Genomic DNA, 20,646 nt, shown 5'->3' on the forward strand with positions numbered 1-20,646 from the left:
GCCATGCTTCTCGCCATTGACTGCGGCAATACGAATACGGTTTTTTCGATCTGGGACGGTGAAAAATGGCTGTGTACCCTGCGCACTTCGACCCATCACGGGCGCACGGCGGATGCCTATTTCACTTGGTTTCACACGCTGGTGCAGCACTACAAGATAGAACTCGATATCAAGGATGTGATCATCTCCTCGACTGTTCCGCGCGTCGTGTTCAATTTGCGCGTTTTCGCCGATCGCTTCTTTGGATGCCGCCCTTTGGTTGTCGGCAAGCCCGAGTGCAAGCTGCCGATCGAGCCGCGCGTCGATGCTGGTACGCGGGTTGGACCGGATCGCCTTGCTAATGCGGCCGCAGCCTTTGATCGTCATGGCGGCAACGTCGTGGTCGTCGATTTCGGGACTGCAACAAATTTCGACGTTGTTGCAGATGACGGTGCCTACGTTGGCGGCGTGATTTCGCCTGGCGTCAATCTCTCGCTCGAGGCGCTGCACAACGGCGCGGCGGCTTTGCCGCATGTGGATATTTCCCAACCCGAGCAGGTGATTGGCACAAATACTGTCGCTTGCATCCAATCGGGGGTCTTCTGGGGCTATACGGGGCTGATCGAAGGCATTACCAAGCGCATCAAGACTGAATATGGCAAGCCCATGAAAGTGGTTGGCACAGGCGGACTTGCCCCGCTGTTTGCAACCGCAGAAAACCTGTTTGACGTGATCGAAGACGACCTGACAATGCACGGTCTGATCGTGATCCACGAGCATAATAAAAAGAACGGATAACGAAAATGAGCGCAGAGCGTTTGATCTACCTTCCCCTTGGCGGGGCGGGCGAAATTGGCATGAATGCCTATGTATATGGCTACGGAAAACCGGGCAAAGAGCGTCTGATCCTTGTGGATATCGGCGTGACCTTCCCTGATATGGATGGCACCCCCGGCGTGGATCTTATCCTGCCGGATATCACGTGGCTGAAAGAGCGCCGCAATCAGCTTGAGGCGATTTTCATCACCCACGCACATGAGGATCACGTCGGCGCGGTCGGGCATTTCTATGAGCAACTGAAAGTGCCGATCTATACCCGCGCCTTCACTGCAAATATTGCGCGCCGCAAGCTTGAGGAATATGGCGTCGAGGCCAAGGCTGTGACCACCGTGTCGTGCTGGCCTGAAAGGACCAAAGCTGGGCCGTTCACCGTTGGCTTCCTGCCGATCTCGCATTCGATCCCCGAAAGCTCCGGCCTTGTGATCGACAGTCCCGATGGGCGCGTTTTGCACACGGGCGATTTCAAATTGGACGAAACGCCGCTGGTGGGCGAAGCGTTTGACGAAAAACTCTGGCGCGATGTGTCCAAGGACGGTGTTAAGGCGTTGGTCTGCGATTCGACCAACGTGTTCTCACTGACGCCGGGCCGCTCCGAGCTTTCCGTAGGACCTGAAATCGTCAAACTGATTTCCGATCAACCGGGCATGGTTGTTGCGACGACCTTTGCGTCTAACGTCGCCCGCGTGAAAACACTGGCGGATGCCGGAGTGCGCGCGGGGCGCTCTGTCGTGCTGCTGGGCCGCGCCATGCGCCGTATGGTCGAGGCCTCGATCGAGACGGGCGTTTTGAAAGACTTCCCGACCTGTATCAGTTCTGAGGATGCCGCCAGCCTACCGCGCGAGAACGTTATGCTTTTGGTGACCGGATCGCAGGGCGAGCGGCGCGCAGCCTCGGCGCAATTGGCGCGTGGCAAGTATCAAGGCCTCACGCTGAAAGAGGGCGATACATTCCTGTTCTCTTCCAAAACCATCCCGGGCAACGAGCGCGGCGTGATCAGCATCATCAACCAACTCTCTGAAAAGGGTGTGGATGTGATTGATGACAGCTCCGGCCTGTATCATGTTTCCGGTCACGCCAACCGACCCGATCTGGAGCGCATGCACGAGATCACAAAGCCCCAAATGCTGATCCCGATGCACGGTGAGCACCGCCACCTGCGCACCCATGTGAAGATCGCCGAGGCCAAGGGGCTCGCGGGCATCGTCGCTGTTAACGGCATGATGATCGACCTGTCGGGGAACAAACCCAAAGTGGCCGATTACATTGAAACGGGCCGCACGTATCTGGACGGCTCCGTTCAAGTGGGCGCGCTGGACGGCGTTGTGCGCGATCGCATGCGCATGGCGCTGAACGGGCATATCACGGTCACGCTGATCCTTGACGAGAACGATGACATGCTGGGCGATCCATGGTGCGAGGTCATGGGTCTTGCCAGTCAAGGTAAATCGCGCGCGCCGCTGATTGATGTGTTGGAAGAAGATCTGAGCCAGCTCATTGGGCGTTCCAACCGCAAAACGCTCAAGGATGACGCCAAGTTGGAAGAGGCGATCAAACGCCAAGTGCGCCAGAGCTGCAATGCGGAGATCGGCAAAAAGCCGGAAGTGACAATTGTTGTGAGCCGTCTCGCCTAAATCCGGTTCTTATCGAGCCAGCCGCCAAGGCGAAACAACTGAGCGGTGAGGGCTGAAATTTCCTCATCGCTCCACCCATCCAGCATGGCGACATAGTTTGGCAGCAACGCGCGCTGTACCTCTCGTAAGTGCGCAAGGCCTGCCTCGGTCAGAAAGACCTGCTTGAAGCGCGCATCGCTTTTTGTTGCTTCAAAGCGCGCCCAGCCCAACCCTTCAAATTTCGCAACCATCTTTGACACGGCAGGTTGCTTTACCTCGACCGCCGCGGCAATCGCTGTGACGCTTTGGCCCTCGGGCATGCGGCGCGCGAGATGATTGAGGACGGAGAATTGGGCCTCCGTCAATCCGAATCGATCAAGGGATGCCCCCATGCGCGTGCTGAATAGCTGCGTGATGATGCCAAGCGCGGTACCTAGTTTTACAAATTTTTCAATGTCTTGTGGCGGGCGATCCAAAAGGTGTCACTTTCTATATTGAATCTAATTCCACGGAATGTAATAAACATTCCACGGAATACAATTAGAGAAAGGATTTACATCATGTTTTGCACACTGAAAGAAAAAACCCAGTCGCTCTCCCTGCCCAGTCATATTCTTGCGACGCTCGCTAGCTTTGCGGCGTTTCGGGGGACGCAGATCTATCTGGACAAACTCTATGCTGCCTCTGGCCATCCTGTTGATTTTGCGACGGGGCAGCTTGCCTTTAACGGGGAGGTGATTTTCGGCTACTACGAGGCGATGCGGACAGGGGGCACTTTTGGCATATATGTGCAGACCCAGCTTTTTGACTTTGCCTTTATCGCTTCGGTCATCGCTCTCGGCGTCTGCCTCGGAACGCTCCTTGCTTGCGTTGGCCGTGGGGCGCGTTTAACGGGTATTGGCGCAGCGTTCTTTGCGTTTACGGGCGGCACATTTGATGCGCTCGAGAACCTGATGTCCTTTTACCTGATGCAGTTCGAGCAAGGTATTCCGCACGTGCTGGCGCTGATTTACTCCAGCTTTGCCGCGCTCAAGTTCGCCTCGCTCACCGCAGCCATGGTGCTGGTGCTTTGCGCGGTACTCATGGGGCTGATCTCGGGTGGTATGCGTCTAATGCACCGCTCGACAGTGGCCTAGGTCAATTGAAAAAGCCCCGCTCTGCGTTTGGCAGGGCGGGGCTTTCATCTCAAAGTATCAAATGTTTAGCCTGTTCGGCGTTCATCAAAGCTCATCGCGATGAAGCCGGGCATGTGATCTCCCATTCCCACCACTTTGTTGTCGCCGCCGCCACCACCGCGCGAGCGGTTGTTATTGTTGCCAGAGCGGCCACGCGCCTCTTTTTGTGCTTGCGGCTTGGGTTGGGCGTTTGTGTGCGTATTTGTTTGAGCCTTCGGCTCGCGTGTGTGCGGCACAGCTTTTGGTGCGTCGCTTTTCGCGTCATGGGGCTTGGGCGGTTCCGCCTGAGCGGCCTCGATTGGTGCGGCTTCCACCTGAGCCGTTTCGACCTTCGGCGCTGCAGATTTGCGCGGTGTCCGTGTGCGCGTGCGTTTAGGCTTTTCGCCTTGCTCGGCCGCGGGGGCTTCATCCAGCGTGTCGGACGTCTGCATCGGGTTGTCGATCCGTGTGATCGTTTTCTGAATCAGCTTTTCGATGGCATCAAAATTTTTCTCGTCGCGCGGCACGCAGATCATCATGGCCTTGCCATCGCGTCCCGCGCGGCCGGTGCGGCCGATGCGGTGCACGTAGTCTTCTGCGTGGCTTGGCACATCATAGTTGAATACGTGGCTTACCGCGGGCACGTCTAGTCCGCGCGCAGCAACGTCGGAGGCGATCAAAAACCGAAGCGATCCATCGCGAAACGCATCAAGCGTTTTGGTGCGTTGGCTTTGATCCAGATCGCCGTGGATCGGTGCGGCGTCATAGCCGTGCTTTTTCAACGACTTGGCAACCGTGTCCACGTCCATCTTGCGATTGCAAAAGATGATCGCGTTTGTGCATTTCTCGGCTTCGTTGTCGATCAGCATGCGTAGCGCCTTGCGCTTTTCGCTCGCTTCGCGATCCTTGCGCGAGCCTTTGAACATCATCACAACCTGCTCGATATTCTCGGACGAGGTTGCTTGACGCGCAACTTCAACGCGGGCCGGGTTGGACAGAAAAGTATTTGTGATCCGCTCGATTTCCGGCGCCATGGTGGCAGAGAAAAACAGCGTTTGGCGTGTAAACGGCGTTAGGCCGAAGATACGTTCGATATCGGGAATGAAGCCCATATCGAGCATGCGATCCGCTTCGTCCACGACCATGACCTGCACACCCGTGAGCAGCAGTTTACCGCGCTCGACATGATCGAGCAAACGGCCCGGCGTCGCGATCAGAACGTCGACGCCTTTGTCGATCAGCTTGTCCTGTTCTTTGAAAGACACGCCGCCGATCAGAAGCGCTTTGGTCAGCTTGTGATATTTGGTATATGTGTCGAAATTTTCCGCCACCTGCGCTGCCAATTCCCGCGTGGGGCAAAGCACCAAAGAGCGCGGCATGCGTGCGCGTGCGCGACCTTTTGCAAGCAAGGTAATCATCGGCAGCGTAAAGCTGGCGGTCTTGCCCGTCCCGGTTTGGGCAATACCCAAAACGTCGCGACCTTCCAGCGCGGGGGGAATCGCGCCTTCTTGGATGGGGGTGGGAGATTCGTAACCAGCGTCAACGATGGCTTTAAGGACCTTCGGGTCCAGATTGAGATCTGAAAACTTTGTCATTTGTATCCGTGGCTTACGGACACAATGCGGCCCGTACATCGAGATCAGGCCAAATCCGATTGATTGAGTGTCTTTGCACTCCATGGGCCTTGGCGTTGGAATAGCGAAAAACCGCGCGCAGGTCAAATCAACAGAGACGCCACATGGGTTTGCGTCGCTGATTTTTGCGCATTTGCTGCAAATTGTTCGCGTTTTGGAAACTATGGCGCGTGCTGCGGGAAATGCTCTTCGATGGCGCTGCGCAAATCCAACATATGCCAATGTAGTAAACCGTGGTCCCCGAGTCCTTGCAGCAATTGGGGGCGGGGCGTGCAGACTTCATCGTAAAAGGCGCGCAAGCCCGCCTCAGAGCGGTGTTGCTCGATACTGCTGAGCAAGGCGTGCATGCTAAGGCCGCCTTTGCCGTGATCAAAGGGCGCGTTCAATTCGGCGCGGTACGCGCCTTTTGATTTGCGGTAATCATAGCTCGCGCGCCAGGCCTGCCAACTGTCGCCGTGCAGATGGCACAGGCGCGCATGTGATAATTCTTCCTGACCGGGGTTTTGCACGTCGCCCAGAAATGCGTTGTGAATCTTGACGGTAAACCCGTCTATCCCCGTGCGGTAGATCATTTTTCCTGCCACGTGGCTCAGGAAGCCACCGTTCAGATGCGCGCCAAATTCGGGATAAAGCGCTTCGGTGATCCTGCGCCGCTCGGGCATAGGCAGCGCGAAGCCTTTGAAGGGGCGCGGCTCGGTTTCGGGGCCGTCCCAGCTTATGGCTTCGACAGGGCGAATGCGCGCGCACAGGCAAGTCTCGGGCAGGGCGGCAAGCTGCTCAGGAAAGGGCGCATCCCAGACAAGAAATTCATCGTGATCAATATGGGTGAGCCAGTCGACTTCAACGCGTTTCGCATAGGCGTCGGCTGCATTGATCGTTTGGCGCGGCTGGTGTTTTGCGGGCCGGTTGCCCTTTTTGGCCCAATAGGCCGCGTCGCAGCGGGTTGGGCGCACCTTGGGGTGGGCCTTGAGCGCGGCAAAGCTCGCGGGATCGGGATCATCAAGGTAAATATAAAGCCGATGCGCGCCGCGTTGCAGGTGATAAGCGGCAAAGCCGAGCACCTCGTGCAAAGGCGCTTTGATCGTGCTGACAATACCCCATTTCGGCTCAGACATTTGCGTACTCGCGCAGGGATGTTTTCAATGTCGTGCGGATCAACATCCTATGCTTTTCAAGGGTTTCGATGACGTCGGGGCGCGCGGCGCAAACCTCGTCAAAGAGCTTTTTCGGCCCCGCAGTGCCATGATCCTCGATCAGAATGTCGATGATTTCCCCAAGGCCAAGGCGCGATTGACCGCGGTCCCGATACGAGCCTTGCGAGAGGCGAAACGCCAGATGCCGCTCGAAGCCGGGCCAGTCGGGTGCATGACGGTGCAGCACGTTAAGGCTTTGAACACGCTTGGCATTCTTCACCTCGACGCCGCCGCGTTTCAAAAGGTGAACGCCGAAGCGCACATCGCTTAGCCCTGTGCGGGCCATGGTTTTTCCGACGGTATGACTGATAAAGCCGGAGCGCAGGTAAGCGCCGAAAGTCGGGTAGAGCGCGTCCAGAACCGATTTATCGCAGCCTGCATCGAAATAGGTGCGCCGGAACAAAAGTACTGCGTCCTCGCTGCTTTGCGCGATTTCCTCGGCGGGGGGCATAATCAGCGCCTCAGCGCTCAAGGGGGCCGCGTTCAGGGTGTCGGGAACAGTGGTTTGTGGGTATAGAAATTCGTCGCAATCGATATGCGCCAGCCAATCGCTTTGCGCCGCGCGGTAGGCTCGGGTCGCGTTAAAGGCTTGGCGTTGTTGGTGTTTTTCCATGCGCGGCTTGCCCGAAGCCTGCCAGTATTCAACGTCGCAAGTGGTCAGCGTCACCTTGGGATGGGCAAGTGCGGCAAGGTCTGCAGCGGGCAGGGGCGCATCAAGAAAGATGTGCAGATGTGCCGCGCCAAGACCAAGGTGGTGGGCGATGAAGGGCGCGATTTTGGCAGCCTCTGCCTTGATCGTGCTGACTGTCGCCCAGGAATGATCCTTGGCGCGCGCGGGGGGGGCAGGCTCGGGCTCCGCATCGGCTTTTTCTGTGGCATCGTCTTTGGCGCTGCGCTGTCGCATCTTGCGCCCCCGAAGCGTGGCAAAGCGGCGAAAAACCGTTCCCGGATCGGCGTTGAGCAAATCCAGCAACCGATGCGCAAGGGGCGCGATCGTGCAATCCTGCTCTGCATCGAGCCAGAGCCGCGCAAGCATATTGACGTCGAGGCCGCCGGAGACCAGCGCATAGCGGTCCATATTCAGCGGAAGTTTGCTGTTTACCAAACGCTTGAGTTTGAACTCCTTATCCGGTGCAAAACCTGAATATAGCCGCTCGGATTCATAGAGTTTCATGGCTGCGAACAACACGCTCATTGATGTGCCGACGCGGCGCTGCACTTCGGTGGTGCCATGATCGCCGAAGGTGGTGATCGCAGAGACGAGCCAGCGTGGATCGAGGTGGCGAAACAGAAATTCTGCCTCCTCGTCCCACATGCGGGTGAACAGTGCCATGCTCTGAGCAGGTTGACCGGATTTGCGCAGATGCGCGATCAAAAGACCATGCAGCTTGCAAAGCTCGGGCTGACCAATAAATTCTGCGTTGAGTTCCAAGGACTTGCGCGTGTTGCCCGATTGATCCTTGGCGCGTGGAATATCCTTTGGATCAAGCTCTTGCACCAGCGCGGCCTTGAGCGGAGCAAAGTCCAGACCGATGCCGGGCAAGGCTTCGCCCTTGGAGAAACTCAGCGGTTTTTCACGCGCCTGCATGCGGGCTACGACCGCCTTGAACCCACCATCGTAGGTTAGTGTTTCGGGGGTGTCATCTGCCTCGCTCATAGCGCTCAGGATGCCCGCGCGGCACGTGTGCGGCAAGCGCTAAGAGAGCATCATTTCCTTTGTCGCGCTCAGTGTGACATCGGGGTAGTCGCGCGCCACGCGGTCGATGTCCCATTGCAGGCGCGTCAGGTAGACCACATCGCCGTCATTGTCCGTTGCGATGTGTTGTTTGTTGGCTTCGGCAAAGGCATCAACGGCCTTTTTCTCGCCCAAGACCCAGCGGGCAGAGGTAAATTGGCTCTGATCGAAACGCACGGGCAGGCCGTACTCCAGCTCGATCCGGCTAGCGAGCACTTCGAATTGAAGCGCGCCGACGACGCCGACGATATAGCCAGAGCCGAAGGTGGGTTTGAACACTTTTGCTGCGCCTTCTTCGGCGAATTGCATCAGCGCTTTTTCCAAGTGCTTCGATTTCATCGGATCGCCCGCGCGCACGCCTTGCAAGAGCTCCGGCGCGAACGACGGGATGCCGGTCACGCGCAACGCTTCGCCCTCGGTCAATGTATCGCCGATGCGCAATTGGCCGTGGTTGGGGATGCCGATGATATCACCGGCCCAGCCTTCTTCGGCGAGCTCGCGGTCCGAGGCAAGAAACAGCACTGGATTGGAAATCGCCATCGGCTTTTTGGTGCGTACATGGGTGAGTTTCATACCGCGTTTGAAGTGGCCCGAGGCGAGGCGCACAAACGCCACGCGGTCGCGGTGCTTGGGATCCATGTTCGCCTGAACCTTGAACACAAAGCCTGTGACTTTGGTTTCTTCCGGCGAAATCGCGCGTGGGGAGGCGCGTTGCACCTGCGGCTCTGGCCCGTATGTGCCAATGCCGTCCATCAATTCCTTGACGCCAAACGAGTTGATCGCAGAGCCGAACCAGATCGGCGTCATATGGCCTTCAAGGACGGATTGAACATCCAAAACCGGCAGCAATTCGCGGGCCATTTCGACTTCTTCGATCAGCTTTTCCAGCAGATGTGCAGGAACGTGCTGCGCGAGGGCCGGATCATCGAGGCCATTGATTTCAATCGATTCCGCAACCTTGTTTCGATCCGCGCGGTCCATGATTTCAAGGCGGTCGCGCAGCATATCATAGCAGCCCATGAAATCGGGGCCTGTCCCGATCGGCCAGCTTGCGGGGCTTACGTCAATCGCCAGATTTTCCTGAATTTCATCAATGATATCAAACGTATCGCGGCTTTCTCGGTCCATCTTGTTACAAAATGTCAGGATCGGTAGATCGCGCATGCGGCAAACCTCAAAGAGCTTTTGCGTCTGGCTCTCCACACCCTTGGCACCGTCGATCACCATTACCGCCGCGTCCACGGCCGTTAGCGTGCGATATGTATCCTCGGAAAAATCAGAGTGACCGGGCGTGTCCACAAGATTGTAGCGGAAGTGTTTGAAATCAAAGGACATCGCCGAGGCGGACACCGAAATACCGCGATCCTTTTCCATCTGCATAAAGTCCGAGCGCGTGCGCCGCGCTTCGCCTTTGGCACGCACTTGTCCCGCCATCTGGATTGCCCCGCCAAAAAGCAAGAATTTCTCTGTCAGCGTCGTCTTTCCTGCGTCGGGATGCGAGATGATCGCAAAGGTCCGGCGGCGGGCGATTTCAGCAGGTAGGGTTGGGCGGTTTGTGGGCGTGTCTAGCATAAAGCGCGTATATGCAGGCTCGCGAGCCTATGCAACGGGGCCACGAATTTTCTGGAAAATTCGGACTAGCGTTTCGACGCTTTGCGCAATTTATCCGCAGCATCCGGTCCCAACAGTTCTGATCCCACCTCGAATTCCTCATGGAGCCAGCCCGAATGGCCGCTCAAGGCCTCCAAAACTTCCGAACTGACCGTGTCAGTAAGGGCAGGTCGGGTGCGGGTATCGACCAGAAGCGTCTCGGCGGCGATGCCCTCGGCATAGATAATCTCGTGCTGATCAAACAGCAGTTGGAAATAGTCGATGAACCCGCCGTCCTGTTGCGTGACCGTGTCGCCGTTCACGAGGTGGCGCGCTTTGACCAGAACCTCGGAGCGGCCCGCGCCCAAAGCATCGCGGCGTTGATAGATGAACAGGCGGTGATCGGGGCTGACCACCAGATCATTGGTATTGTTGAGCGTGCCTGCCTTGATCACGATCGGGGCGAAATCGCCGACGGCGCGCACTGTGTGTTGGCCGATCCAACGGATTTCCTGACCGCCATCATCGCGTGTCAACACCTTATCGCCGACCTTTAGGTCCTCGATCGGGCGTTGCGCACCGGAGCTCATGGTGATGTTGGTGCCGCGCGAAAAAGATACGCAGGCGACTTGTGCCAATTTGCGCGCGGCGTTTTCCCGCTCAATCCCGACGAGGCGGTAATGACCGTTCGGCGCGAGCGGCGCGAGCGGGAGCACATGCACGCTTGCCACGTGCGCTTCGCTATCCAGTTCTACCAGCAAGAGCATTTCCAGCGTCGTGCCGTCCAGCGTCATCACGGTCATACAGCTGTCTACGATCACCCGCGCGTCGGGGATGCCGGCCTGCGTATCCTGTGCCACCCGGAAATCGCCGCCTGACTGCGCGTGGATCGAAAGGCGGTGCCTCTGCGCGCGCGTGCCAAGTTCGTAAACGTCGTCAAGCACGGCCTCATCAGCGAAACTGAGGGTGTCGTCGATATTGGCACCATCGATCACCAGAAAATCTTCGGCGCGATAAACCGGGATGCTTTGCGCCAAGGCGCTGCCCGAAGGGCTATCGGGCCTATCGCTGGAGGGGCTGCTTGCATTCATCTCGATCACTCGACTACTAAATTATTGTTGTGCTCTCTTGCCACGCTAATATGGCACTTTACAGACATTCATGCGACGAGGCATTGGAATGAGCGGCGCGCGTTGCGCAAATACAAATTCAGGAGAGTAAGATGGATCTGGGACTTAAAGGCAAGCGCGCAGTGGTTTGCGCATCGAGCAAGGGCCTCGGGCGCGGTTGCGCAGAGGCGCTGGCAGAGGCTGGCTGCAATCTGGTGCTAAACGCGCGCGGTGCAGAAGCACTGGAAGCGACAGCGGCAGAGATTCGCAGCACCTACGGCGTCGATGTGGTGGCTGTCGCCGCCGATATCACCACCGAAGAGGGGCGTGCAGCCGTGTTGAAAGCGGCGGGTGAGGTTGATATTCTGGTCAATAACGCAGGCGGCCCGCCCCCCGGCATGTGGCAAGATTGGGAGCGCGAGGACTTCATCAAGGCCCTCGACGCCAACATGCTCGCGCCGATCGCGATGATCAAAGCGCTGGTGCCGGGCATGATGGATCGTGGCTGGGGCCGTGTCGTCAACATCACGTCACAATCGGTTAAAGCGCCCATCGGCGTGCTGGGCCTGTCCAATTCCGCGCGTGCGGGCCTCACGGGCTATGTTGCCGGCACCTCGCGCCAGGTTGCAGGATCGGGCGTCAACATCAACAATCTGCTGCCCGGTATTCATGCAACGGACCGCGCCGTGTCGCTTGATGGCGGCGTCTCCAAGGCGCAAGGCATCACCGTTGAAGAGGCCAAGGTACAGCGCTGCAAGACCATTCCTTCAGGGCGCTACGGTACGGCGGCAGAATTCGGCGCAACTTGCGCCTTTTTGTGCTCGACCCAAGCGGCCTTCATCGTTGGGCAGAACATCCTGCATGACGGTGGCGGTGTGAACGCAACGTTCTGATGCAGACCTAATCAGGCCTAACGATCCACTAGAAAACCGCCTGCGAAGGCGCTGGCGTCATCGGTGCCGTGAAACACACCGATGGCGCGATCCTGACCGACAAGACCGCTCAAAGCGGCTGCCTTCTGGTTGAAAAACGCCGCTCCGGTCAAGTTTTTATCGCTGAAACTGCCGCGAACGATCAAAGTGCCGTCATCGCCTTCCAAAGTGCCGAACTGAAAATCGGCGCGCAGCGTGATGCGGCCTGATGTGGTGACAACTTCGCCGTATTTGCGCGTATCGCCTTGCGATTTTCCGACTTCCGCCACCTGATAGACCCCGCTCATCGACGCAATTCCGAGCGTTGGTAAAATGCCCGCGTCACTTCCGGGCAATAGCCCGCCATAGGCACTGAAATCGGTGCCGTCGCGACCAATTTCGACCGCTACGCCATTGCCCGATGCGTCCTCATAGCCGCCTTTGAAAATGGTCGGTAGCGACGCGCTGAATGTGCCGTCTGCGCGCGGCACCCCAAACCCGGAGCGCAGCGTGGTATTGGCCTCCATCACCGCAAGTTGCGCGGGCGTGGGATTGTCGAAGACGATCGTGTCCTCTTGATCCATGTTCGAGTTATCGCAGCCCATGGCCCCAAGCGCGCAAAATAGGGCTATCGCCCTGAACAAAGCAGGCGGCGGCTGGCTCCAAACCTGCCGCATCGAAAAGATGGAATGTTTCATAACGCTCAAAATGCACAGGCTTGGTTACCAATCGGTTAACGCCAACGCGCTTCAGTAAAACATCTCCCTGCGTCACAATAGCGTCACCGCGCGTCGCGCTACTTTTCAAGGGCGCGGGCATCTGTCAGCAGGGCAGAAACAAAATTCCAAGGATTCCCCCATGAGCGCCTCACTGACTTCTCTGACCGTCATCGCCATTTTCGCGGCCATCGTCGCGGCAAGCCTGCTGGTCGCGCCGCGTCGCGTTTCCATTGAAGGTTTCTTTGGCGGGCAAAGCGAAGCAGGCAGCGCGCCGTCGCTTTTGACGCTTGTTCTCAGTCAGGTCACCACCTGGATTTTTGCACGCTCCTTGATGAACGCGGCGATCCTTGGCTACTTTTACGGCATGGCCGGCACGTTGGCTTATACGGCCTATTACGGCTCGTTCCTGACGGGTGGTTTCGTGGTGGCGCGGCTGCGCGCAGGCGGGGCAGGCTCTGTTCAGGACTGGCTTGGCGCACATTTTGGCGCGCTTGGCACAGGTGCATACAACCTTGTCATTGCACTGCGATTGCTCTCCGAAGTTTTCGCAAACCTGATCGTCGTGGGGCTGATTTTTTCGGCGGTTCTTCCCGAACTTGCGCTGGCCAAAGAACTCTCTATCGCGCTTGTCGCGCTGCTTGGCCTTGCCTATTCCGCATGGGGCGGGCTTAGCGCGGCGCTGCGCACAGATGTGCTTCAAATGGCTGTTTTTCTTGTGGTTTTCACCGTAGCCTTCACCGCTATGCTGCTAAGCCCGGGCTTTGATCTGGGCGCAGTGCTCACAGCGGGCGGCACCTCGGGAAGCTATAACGGCTGGATATTGATGGCGGTTGCGGCGCTGCAAGTCTTTTCCTACCCCGTGCATGACCCCGTGATGATGGATCGCGGCTTTCTCGCCGATGCCAAGACCACGCAGCGCTCGTTCGTGCATGCGTTCTGGCTCTCGGCGCTGTGCATCATCGCCTTTGGCATGTTCGGTATTCAGGCCAGCCTGGTGGGGGCTGAGTATGAGAGCGAGTTGATAGGCACTTGGGCGGGCATGTTCCCTGCGTGGATTTTCGCGGCGCTGCTGATTTCGTTGCTGGTTTCAGCGCTCAGCACGCTCGATTCGGCGCTGTCTTCTGCGGCGCGGCTTTGCGTGGAAGAGTTGCGCCTTGCCCCGCGCACGCTGGCCGGTGGCCGCAGTGTCATGGTGCTTTTCATGCTCGCGGGGGCTGCGCTGACGCTTTGGGGCAATGCCACGCTTTTTGATGCGGTTGCGGTAAGCGGCACGGCGTCGATGTTCCTCACGCCGGTTCTGATCTTCGGGCTGGTCTTGGGGCGGCGCGTGGCGCTTTGGTCCTATATGCTGGCCTTTGGCGCGGCGCTTGTTGGCGCGGTGCTTTATTTCGCGCGCGCCTCGGATTGGGCGGCGGCGCTGCTGCCTGCGGGTCACAAATACGAACAACTTCTGGCGATCTGCATTGTGGTTCTGATCGTCGGCTTTGTCGCAGTGGCAAGCGGGGCGCGGCGGGTTGAACCGCAGCTATGAGGCTGTTAGGAATTGCCAATCTTGATGAATTCGCTCAAGTTTAGTGTTCCATAACCAATCCCGAAGGCCCGTCATGCAAGGCAACGCCCCGCGCCTCGAAATTCGAAACCTTACGCGTCTCTTCGGGGGCGCGCGGGTTGTCGATGACGTCTCGCTCAGCATTTCTGCGGGGCAGGTGACGTGCCTTTTGGGTCCCTCGGGCTGCGGTAAATCCACAACGCTGCGGATGATCGCAGGCGTGGATATGCAAGACAGCGGCGAGATCTGGGTCGATGGCAGGTTGATCTGCGATGGCCGTTTCTCGCTGCCCGCAGAGCAACGCGGCATCGGCTTGATGTTTCAGGACTTCGCACTTTTCCCCCATATGAACGTGGCGGACAACGTCGCTTTCGGGCTTAATGGCACGCGCAACGAAAAGCGCGCCCGCGTTGAGGAATTACTCGAAAAAGTCGGCCTTATGCGGCTGATAGAGGCCTTCCCACACCAGCTTTCAGGGGGCGAGCAACAGCGCGTTGCGCTTGCCCGAGCGCTTGCGCCACGCCCCAGGATAATGCTGATGGACGAGCCGTTTTCCGGCCTCGATAACCGTTTGCGCGACGGGATCCGTGACGAGACTTTGGCGCTTTTGAAAGGCGAGGGCACGGCGGTTCTGCTGGTCACCCATGAACCTGAAGAGGCGATGCGCATGGCCGATGAAATCGCGCTGATGCGGGGCGGAAAAATTGTGCAGCGCGGTGCGCCCTATAACATCTACAACTCGCCTGCGGACAAAGCGGCGGTAGGCTTTTTCAGTGATATCAACGTGATATGCTCTACTGCCAATGGGGCTTTGGCCGACACACCCTTTGGCCAATTCCTCGCCCCCGGCGTGCCGGATGGCGCAGACGTGGAAATCGTGTTTCGCCCGCAGCATGTGGGCATCGATTTTGATCGCGGCGGCAAAGGCCCGCTTCCAACGGCGCGCGAGGGCGTGGCCGCGCGCGGCACCGTGCAGCGCGCGCGCTTCATGGGCTCGGAAAGCCTGATCGAGTTCAAGATGGATGACAAGGACGCGATCATCCGCGCCACAGTGCCAAATGTGTTCCTGCCCAAAGTCGGCACGCCGCTCTGGCTTACCATCCGGCGCGATCGCTGCTTTATCTTCCCTGCTTAAGGCCGTCAAAGCCCTGCCTGGGGCGCAGTTTTCTTGCGCGCCAGATAGGTTTGGCGTAGTAAAAATAGCCCATTTGCGCGTTTGTCCCTTTTAACACGCGCGCCAAGGCAATAGATACAAATTGAAACACCGCGCCAAGCGCGCCATTCGCAAGACTTTGGGAGACAATCATGCTTAACAATATCGGCCCTATGGGCTTCCTTTTGATCGCAGTCGTAGTGCTAGTGCTGTTTGGACGTGGCAAAGTCAGCTCGCTCATGGGTGAAGTCGGCAAAGGTATCACATCCTTTAAAAGAGGCATCAAAGAAGGCACTGACGAGCTTGAAAACGAAGCGTCTGAGACTGCAAAAGACGTGACACCCGCAGAGAAAGACAAGGTCTAAGAGCCATGTTTGATCTGGGCATGACGGAGCTTCTGGTGATCGGCGTTGTCGCGTTGATCGTCGTGGGGCCCAAGGATTTGCCGATGCTGTTCCGCAAGGTGGGGCAGTTCGTCGGCAAGGCCAAGGGCATGGCGCGCGAGTTTTCCCGCGCGATGGATCAGGCCGCGGACGACAGCGGCATGAAGGAAGCAACGTCGAGCTTTAAGGACATGACCAGCACCAAAAACATGGGGTTGGACGGCTGGGACGAGGCGACGAAGGATCTGAAAAACTGGTCCGGCGATCCTGATAGCGAAACCGGCAAGCTGGCGGCAAAACGTGCGGAGCAGGCCAAGAAAATCCACGAGGTTTCGGCGAAAAACGCTGAAGCGCGCCTCGCGGCGCAAGCTGCGCGCGCGGCTGATGCCAAGAGTGAGGCCGCCGTAGAGACCGCGCCCAAAACCGCTGTCAAAAAAGCCGCCACCAAAGCTGTTGCCAAAAAACCTGCGGCTCAAAAGGCACCGGTGAAAGCGGCAGTAAAGCCTGCCGCTAAACCTGCAGCCAAGAAAACTGCCGCTAAAAAACCGGCAACGAAAAAGACCGCCGCGAAGCCGGCAAAGGATTCTGAATGAGCACGAGTGACGAAGTCGAGGACAGCTCCGCCCCGCTGATCGAACATCTGGCAGAGCTGCGCACGCGGCTTATCCGCGCCGTCCTAGCCTTTGTCGTTGGTATCATTCTGGCCTTCATCGTGGCCGAGCCAATTCTGGAGTTCCTGCTTGCGCCGATCGAAAACACGCTGAGGGACTTGGGCGATCCCAATCCGACGCTGCAATATACATCGCCGCAGGAATATCTGTTTACCTTGTTCCGCATTTCGATGGTCTTCGGCTTTATTCTGGCCTTTCCTGTGATCGCTTTCCAGCTTTGGCGCTTTGTTGCGCCCGGTCTCTACAAGAAAGAGCAGGGTGCCTTTTTACCGTTCCTGATCGCATCACCCGTTATGTTCCTGCTTGGTGCGTCTTTCGCGCAGTTCGTGGTGACGCCGCTGGCGATGTCCTTCTTTCTGGGCTTTGCGGATGTCAGCTCGATCTTTACGGGCATGTTGGCCACTGTTGCGGGCAATATTGCGCCGTCCGATGGTCTGCCGCCCACAGGCGGTTTGCTGGCCGACCCCGCAACAACCAGCGACGGGGTCCGCATCACCTTCTTTGGTAAGGTGAACGAAAGTCTTGATATCACTCTAAAATTCATCATCGCCTTTGGCATGTGTTTTCAGTTGCCCGTGCTTTTAACCCTGATGGGCAAGGCGGGACTTGTGAGCGCCGATGGCCTTGGCGCGGTGCGTAAATACGCGATGGTCGGTATTTTGTTGCTTGCCGCACTGGTGACACCGCCGGACGTGATCACCCAGTTGATCCTGTTTACGGTGGTTTACGGTCTGTATGAAATCTCTATTTTCCTCGTGCGCCGCGTCGAAGGAAAACGCGAAGACAAGCTGCGCGAAGAGGGCTATTATGACGATGATGAGGAAGAATTCGACGATCCGTTGATGAAGGAGTTCGACGAGGACGAGGGCAAGTGAGCGAGCTGGAGCGGATCGCGGCGGCGCTAGAGCGCCTCGCGCCTGCGCCGCTGGCTGCGCCAGATTTCGCAGCGGCAGAGGCTTTCGTGTGGCAAACTGCGCCGGATGCCTTGCTGCCTGTTGCCAGTGTGAGCCGCGTCCCGCTTGATTTGCTCGTGGGTATCAACCGTTCTCGTGATACGCTTTTGGCCAACACGCGTCAGTTCGCCAAGGGTTTTCCCGCCAATAACGCGCTGCTTTGGGGCGCGCGTGGCATGGGTAAATCCTCACTGGTCAAAGCGGTCCATGCACAACTTATCGAAGAAGGTGCCGCGCTCAAGATTGTCGAATTGCAACGCGAAGACCTGCCGAGCGTGGGCCGTCTTTTAGCGCTTTTGCGCGAGGCGAAAGAGCGGTTTGTGCTCTATTGCGATGATCTTTCTTTCAGCCATGACGATGAACATTACAAATCGCTCAAGGCCGTGCTGGACGGGGGGATTGAAGGGCGCCCTGACAACGTGCTGCTTTATGCGACGTCGAACAGGCGTCATCTCATGCCGCGTGATATGATCGAAAATGAACGCTCCAGCGCCATTAATCCGGGCGAAGCAGTTGAAGAAAAAGTCTCGCTCTCGGATCGCTTCGGTCTGTGGCTCGGCTTTCATCCGTGTGATCAGGATGAGTATCTCGCGATGATTGACGGGTATTGCGCCGCGGCTGGTTTGGAAATCGACCCGGTAATCCTGCGCGCAGAGGCGATTGAATGGCAAGCCACGCGCGGTGCGCGTTCGGGGCGCGTGGCGTGGCAGTTCTTCTGCGACCTTGCAGGGCGCCACGGCGTTTCCACCTAGAGCCCAAATTTTCTAGAAAGTTTGATCTTCAATTTTTCGAGAAAAATCGTTTTTACTGCAAGTAAGGCAGCGGATCGACGCTATCAAAGCCTTTGCGCACTTCAAAATGCAGGAAATCAGAGCTTCCAGCACGCACTGCGGCAAGCTGCTGACCACGCGCAACGCTATCGCCTTTTTTCACTTTCAAACCATCCACATTGGCATAGACCGTCAACAGATTGTTGGGGTGCTTCACCACGATGATCGGGAGGTTATCCGTGTTCTCGGTAATTGCGGCGACAGTTCCTGCAGCGGCAGCCTTGACGGGGGTTCCCGCGCTCGCGCCGATGCCGATGCCGTCATTCTTGCCTTTGGTGTACTCACGCACGATCGGGCCTTGCACGGGAAAACCCATGCGCGCGGCTGCAACGGCTTTTGTGGGTTTTTCAAGCTCAGGGGCCGGCGGCGTCTCGATTGGCGCGGCGGCGACGGGTGTCTCTTCCTGCGGCAGGGGCTGCGTCGCGGAGGGCGGTGTTGGCGTGGGCGTGCCGGTTCCGGGCGAAGTGGTTGCAGCCAAAGGCGCAGGCGCAGCGCTGGCCTGGTTTTGCGCTACGGGGATCAGCAAATACTGCCCTTCACGCACAGAGAAATCCTTGTCGAGCCCGTTCCAGTCAGCCAGCGAGCGCACGGAGACATTATAAAGCCGCGCAATGGTAAAGGCGGTTTCGCCGCGCGCAACGCGGTGGCGTACCGGTTCGGGGCCTGCAGCGGCGGCAGCTGGCAAGGCCGAGGTGGTGACGGGGCTGCTGTCGATCGCGCCTTGCGCAAGGGCGGTGATATCAACTGCGCCGGGCGCAGGGGCGGTGCCTGTGCTGTCGCCGGGCAGTGTCGAGACCGGATTGCGCAGCGCCAAGACTTCGTCTTTGCGCAGTTTTGTGCTTGAGGACAGACCATTGTAGCGCGCCAATTCCTCCGCATCCACGCCGATCCGCGCGGCCACGTCCGCAACGCTATCGCCGCGCTGCGCCACCGCAACCTGATAGTTGGAGTAGGTTATCACGCCGCGTGCATCGGGGCTGGGGCGCGCTTGCGTGGCATTGATTGCCGCATCGGTGGTGTCGAATTTGTTGCCGAGCCCGCCGCGCATATCCAGATCGAACCCGTCCTCGCAGGCGCTGAGCGCCAGAAAAGCTGTGCCACACAAAAGCGCGCGCAAGGGAGTGCTGCTTGCAAAAATCGTCATCTCGATATCCTCACATGCGCCGCGTTGCCCGCAGCGTCCTGAAATTTGAAGGTCTTATAACAGATTTATCCGTCGCGTCCCAGACCCTCGATAAGTGGGACAAAGCGCACGGGTCGGATCTCGTCATATTCAAAGCCGCTTTCATGGCGGGTCACGCGGATCAGACTTTGCACCGCGTCCGACTGCCCGACAGGCAGGACCATAACACCGCCCACTTTGAGCTGCGCGAGCAGTGGCCCCGGGGGATCCTCCGCAGCGGCGGTCACGAGTATGCGATCAAAGGGCGCCTGATCGGGCAAACCATATGATCCGTCCGCTGTGAAGGCGGTTATATTGCTCAAACCAAGTGCGTCAAACACCTCGCGCGCCTCTGAGACGAGCCGTTTGTGGCGATCGACCGTGTAAACCCGCCGCACGATATGGCTCAGCACGGCGGCCTGATAGCCAGAGCCTGTTCCGACCTCGAGCACCGTATCACGCGGCCCTGCGCGCAGGGCCTGCGTCATCAGGCCGACAACCGAGGGCTGGCTGATCGTCTGCCCGCACGGTATGGGAAGGGGCATATCCTCATAGGCGCGCTCGGAAAACAGACCACGAATAAAAGCTGCGCGATCCACTTTTTCCATTGCTGTCAATACGCGCGTGTCCGTCACGCCCTTGGAGCGCAACGTGTAAAGAAATTGCATGAGGGTGGAGGCGTCGGTCATAGGTTTGCTGCAAAGCGCTCCAACATGTCATCTGCCGTCAGGTCCGCGCGCATGGGGGTGACGGAAATGTAGCCATCAAGGTTAACCGCGGCATCCGTGCCATCGCTCGGGCGCACGCGCTGATCTCCGCCTTTGATCCATAAGAAACGCCGCCCCGAGGGGGACATATGCGGCTCGACCCCGAAGTACACCTCTGGGCGGCGCCCCTGGCGCGCAACTTTCACGCCTTTGACATCTGCTGCTGGAACCGGTGGGAAGTTCACGTTGAACAGCAATTGGTAGTCGCCTTGCTCGGCTGGAACCTGCGCCAGAATGCGGCGCACCACGTCCGCGCCATGCACGCTAGCGGCCTCGAACGGGTCTTCCAGATCTGCATTGTGCACGCCGTAATATTGCGAAAGTGCGATTGAGGTCACACCTTGCAAAGCGCCCTCAATGGCCGCGCCAATGGTGCCGGAATAAAGCGTGTTTTCGGCTGAATTATTGCCGCGGTTGATGCCGGACAGGATCAAATCAGGGCGCGTGTCTTTCATCACGTCATGCAGGCCCACCAGCACGCAATCAGCGGGCGAGCCTTCGGTCGCATAGCGCCGCTCGTCCATTTGCGAAACCATCATCGGATGGGTGTAGCTGATGCAATGACCAACGCCCGATTGCTCGAACGCGGGGGCCACAATCCAGACTTCGCCGTCCTTGCCCGCAAGCTGATGTGCGATGCCCTCAAGGGTTTTCAAACCCGGTGCATTGATGCCGTCATCATTGGTGATCAGAATGCGCATAGC

The 20,646-nt window shown here is 58.2% G+C and carries 20 protein-coding genes; 10 read left to right on the forward strand and 10 right to left on the reverse strand.

Annotated features, from left to right (window positions below; translation table 11 throughout):
• The first annotated feature begins 3 nt into the window (after positions 1-3).
• Positions 4-777 carry a type III pantothenate kinase gene (locus B9P63_RS13440; protein WP_085309672.1) on the forward strand — a complete coding sequence of 258 codons (774 nt, stop codon included), beginning with the start codon at positions 4-6 and terminating at the stop codon, positions 775-777.
• Between the two features lie 5 nt (positions 778-782).
• Positions 783-2,450, forward strand: a complete 1,668-nt coding sequence (locus B9P63_RS13445; protein ID WP_085309674.1) for a ribonuclease J — start codon at positions 783-785, stop codon at positions 2,448-2,450.
• Here B9P63_RS13445 and B9P63_RS13450 read toward each other — a convergent pair.
• A complete protein-coding gene (locus B9P63_RS13450; protein WP_085309676.1) occupies positions 2,447-2,905 on the reverse strand; it encodes a MarR family winged helix-turn-helix transcriptional regulator in 459 nt (152 codons plus the stop codon). The genes B9P63_RS13445 and B9P63_RS13450 overlap by 4 nt on opposite strands.
• Positions 2,906-2,989: 84 nt before the next feature.
• On the opposite strand from B9P63_RS13450, the gene B9P63_RS13455 reads away from it, so the two are divergent.
• Positions 2,990-3,565: a hypothetical protein gene (locus B9P63_RS13455; protein ID WP_085309678.1), complete on the forward strand. Its 576-nt coding sequence runs from the start codon at positions 2,990-2,992 to the stop codon at positions 3,563-3,565.
• 65 nt (positions 3,566-3,630) lie between these two features.
• Here the strand turns inward: B9P63_RS13455 and B9P63_RS13460 are convergent, their stop codons facing one another.
• From B9P63_RS13460 to B9P63_RS13480, 5 genes are all read right to left on the reverse strand, one after another.
• Positions 3,631-5,178, reverse strand: a complete 1,548-nt coding sequence (locus tag B9P63_RS13460; protein WP_085309680.1) for a DEAD/DEAH box helicase — start codon at positions 5,176-5,178, stop codon at positions 3,631-3,633.
• Positions 5,179-5,378: 200 nt separating this feature from the next.
• A complete protein-coding gene (locus B9P63_RS13465; RefSeq protein WP_085309682.1) occupies positions 5,379-6,332 on the reverse strand; it encodes a glycosyltransferase family 2 protein in 954 nt (317 codons plus the stop codon).
• Positions 6,325-8,067 carry a glycosyltransferase family 2 protein gene (locus tag B9P63_RS13470; RefSeq protein WP_085309684.1) on the reverse strand — a complete coding sequence of 581 codons (1,743 nt, stop codon included), beginning with the start codon at positions 8,065-8,067 and terminating at the stop codon, positions 6,325-6,327. Before B9P63_RS13470 ends, B9P63_RS13465 begins: the two co-directional genes overlap by 8 nt.
• Positions 8,068-8,106: 39 nt before the next feature.
• The gene (locus B9P63_RS13475; protein WP_085309686.1) at positions 8,107-9,717 is read right to left on the reverse strand and encodes a peptide chain release factor 3; all 1,611 of its coding nucleotides are present in this window, start codon (positions 9,715-9,717) and stop codon (positions 8,107-8,109) included.
• A 65-nt stretch (positions 9,718-9,782) separates the two neighbouring features.
• Positions 9,783-10,826, reverse strand: coding sequence for a Hint domain-containing protein (locus B9P63_RS13480; RefSeq protein WP_085309688.1), 1,044 nt, complete (start codon positions 10,824-10,826; stop codon positions 9,783-9,785).
• Positions 10,827-10,957: 131 nt separating this feature from the next.
• Here B9P63_RS13480 and B9P63_RS13485 point away from each other — a divergent pair, with 131 nt between their 5' ends.
• Complete coding sequence (locus B9P63_RS13485) at positions 10,958-11,737, forward strand: SDR family oxidoreductase (RefSeq protein WP_085309690.1); 780 nt, start codon at positions 10,958-10,960, stop codon at positions 11,735-11,737.
• 17 nt (positions 11,738-11,754) lie between these two features.
• Here B9P63_RS13485 and B9P63_RS13490 read toward each other — a convergent pair whose 3' ends face one another.
• Positions 11,755-12,453 (reverse strand): hypothetical protein, encoded by a 699-nt coding sequence (locus B9P63_RS13490; RefSeq protein ID WP_139816262.1) that lies wholly within the window; start codon positions 12,451-12,453, stop codon positions 11,755-11,757.
• Positions 12,454-12,613: 160 nt separating this feature from the next.
• Here B9P63_RS13490 and B9P63_RS13500 point away from each other — a divergent pair, with 160 nt between their 5' ends.
• The 6 genes from B9P63_RS13500 to B9P63_RS13530 all read left to right on the forward strand — a co-directional run bounded on the left by B9P63_RS13500 (position 12,614) and on the right by B9P63_RS13530 (position 17,935).
• Entirely contained in the window at positions 12,614-14,005 is a 1,392-nt protein-coding gene (locus B9P63_RS13500; RefSeq protein WP_425439749.1) for a sodium:proline symporter, read from the forward strand.
• Positions 14,006-14,078: 73 nt separating this feature from the next.
• Positions 14,079-15,158 carry an ABC transporter ATP-binding protein gene (locus B9P63_RS13505; protein WP_085309695.1) on the forward strand — a complete coding sequence of 360 codons (1,080 nt, stop codon included), beginning with the start codon at positions 14,079-14,081 and terminating at the stop codon, positions 15,156-15,158.
• A 170-nt stretch (positions 15,159-15,328) separates the two neighbouring features.
• Positions 15,329-15,541 carry a twin-arginine translocase TatA/TatE family subunit gene (locus B9P63_RS13515; protein WP_085309699.1) on the forward strand — a complete coding sequence of 71 codons (213 nt, stop codon included), beginning with the start codon at positions 15,329-15,331 and terminating at the stop codon, positions 15,539-15,541.
• Positions 15,542-15,546: 5 nt separating this feature from the next.
• Entirely contained in the window at positions 15,547-16,152 is a 606-nt protein-coding gene (gene tatB / locus B9P63_RS13520; RefSeq protein WP_085309701.1) for a Sec-independent protein translocase protein TatB, read from the forward strand.
• The gene (tatC, locus tag B9P63_RS13525) at positions 16,149-17,105 is read left to right on the forward strand and encodes a twin-arginine translocase subunit TatC (RefSeq protein ID WP_085309703.1); all 957 of its coding nucleotides are present in this window, start codon (positions 16,149-16,151) and stop codon (positions 17,103-17,105) included. Before tatB ends, tatC begins: the two co-directional genes overlap by 4 nt.
• Positions 17,102-17,935 (forward strand): ATP-binding protein, encoded by an 834-nt coding sequence (locus B9P63_RS13530; protein WP_085309705.1) that lies wholly within the window; start codon positions 17,102-17,104, stop codon positions 17,933-17,935. The genes tatC and B9P63_RS13530 overlap by 4 nt, the downstream gene beginning before the upstream one ends.
• A 52-nt stretch (positions 17,936-17,987) precedes the next feature.
• On the opposite strand, the gene B9P63_RS13535 is transcribed toward B9P63_RS13530, so the two are convergent.
• The 3 genes from B9P63_RS13535 to surE all read right to left on the reverse strand — a co-directional run bounded on the left by B9P63_RS13535 (position 17,988) and on the right by surE (position 20,643).
• Positions 17,988-19,157 (reverse strand): peptidoglycan DD-metalloendopeptidase family protein, encoded by a 1,170-nt coding sequence (locus B9P63_RS13535; RefSeq protein ID WP_085309707.1) that lies wholly within the window; start codon positions 19,155-19,157, stop codon positions 17,988-17,990.
• 65 nt (positions 19,158-19,222) lie between these two features.
• A complete protein-coding gene (locus tag B9P63_RS13540) occupies positions 19,223-19,864 on the reverse strand; it encodes a protein-L-isoaspartate(D-aspartate) O-methyltransferase (protein ID WP_085309709.1) in 642 nt (213 codons plus the stop codon).
• Positions 19,861-20,643, reverse strand: coding sequence for a 5'/3'-nucleotidase SurE (surE, locus tag B9P63_RS13545; RefSeq protein ID WP_085309711.1), 783 nt, complete (start codon positions 20,641-20,643; stop codon positions 19,861-19,863). The genes B9P63_RS13540 and surE overlap by 4 nt, the downstream gene beginning before the upstream one ends.
• Between the last annotated feature and the right edge of the window lie 3 nt (positions 20,644-20,646).

It is taken from the genome of Planktotalea arctica, from assembly GCF_002105285.1.
Taxonomy (GTDB): Bacteria; Pseudomonadota; Alphaproteobacteria; order Rhodobacterales; family Rhodobacteraceae; genus Planktotalea; species Planktotalea arctica.

Bases quoted from the DNA above. Each gene is read 5' to 3' on its own strand.
- B9P63_RS13470 (WP_085309684.1), bottom strand. From the start codon at position 8,067: ATGAGCGAGGCAGATGACACCCCCGAAACACTAACCTACGATGGTGGG.
- B9P63_RS13485 (WP_085309690.1), top strand. From the start codon at position 10,958: ATGGATCTGGGACTTAAAGGCAAGCGCGCAGTGGTTTGCGCATCGAGC.
- surE (WP_085309711.1), bottom strand. From the start codon at position 20,643: ATGCGCATTCTGATCACCAATGATGACGGCATCAATGCACCGGGTTTG.
- B9P63_RS13455 (WP_085309678.1), top strand. From the start codon at position 2,990: ATGTTTTGCACACTGAAAGAAAAAACCCAGTCGCTCTCCCTGCCCAGT.
- B9P63_RS13480 (WP_085309688.1), bottom strand. From the start codon at position 10,826: ATGAATGCAAGCAGCCCCTCCAGCGATAGGCCCGATAGCCCTTCGGGC.
- B9P63_RS13440 (WP_085309672.1), top strand. From the start codon at position 4: ATGCTTCTCGCCATTGACTGCGGCAATACGAATACGGTTTTTTCGATC.
- B9P63_RS13490 (WP_139816262.1), bottom strand. From the start codon at position 12,453: ATGAAACATTCCATCTTTTCGATGCGGCAGGTTTGGAGCCAGCCGCCG.
- tatB (WP_085309701.1), top strand. From the start codon at position 15,547: ATGTTTGATCTGGGCATGACGGAGCTTCTGGTGATCGGCGTTGTCGCG.
- B9P63_RS13445 (WP_085309674.1), top strand. From the start codon at position 783: ATGAGCGCAGAGCGTTTGATCTACCTTCCCCTTGGCGGGGCGGGCGAA.
- B9P63_RS13500 (WP_425439749.1), top strand. From the start codon at position 12,614: ATGAGCGCCTCACTGACTTCTCTGACCGTCATCGCCATTTTCGCGGCC.
- B9P63_RS13460 (WP_085309680.1), bottom strand. From the start codon at position 5,178: ATGACAAAGTTTTCAGATCTCAATCTGGACCCGAAGGTCCTTAAAGCC.
- tatC (WP_085309703.1), top strand. From the start codon at position 16,149: ATGAGCACGAGTGACGAAGTCGAGGACAGCTCCGCCCCGCTGATCGAA.
- B9P63_RS13465 (WP_085309682.1), bottom strand. From the start codon at position 6,332: ATGTCTGAGCCGAAATGGGGTATTGTCAGCACGATCAAAGCGCCTTTG.
- B9P63_RS13475 (WP_085309686.1), bottom strand. From the start codon at position 9,717: ATGCTAGACACGCCCACAAACCGCCCAACCCTACCTGCTGAAATCGCC.
- B9P63_RS13535 (WP_085309707.1), bottom strand. From the start codon at position 19,157: ATGACGATTTTTGCAAGCAGCACTCCCTTGCGCGCGCTTTTGTGTGGC.
- B9P63_RS13515 (WP_085309699.1), top strand. From the start codon at position 15,329: ATGCTTAACAATATCGGCCCTATGGGCTTCCTTTTGATCGCAGTCGTA.
- B9P63_RS13505 (WP_085309695.1), top strand. From the start codon at position 14,079: ATGCAAGGCAACGCCCCGCGCCTCGAAATTCGAAACCTTACGCGTCTC.
- B9P63_RS13540 (WP_085309709.1), bottom strand. From the start codon at position 19,864: ATGACCGACGCCTCCACCCTCATGCAATTTCTTTACACGTTGCGCTCC.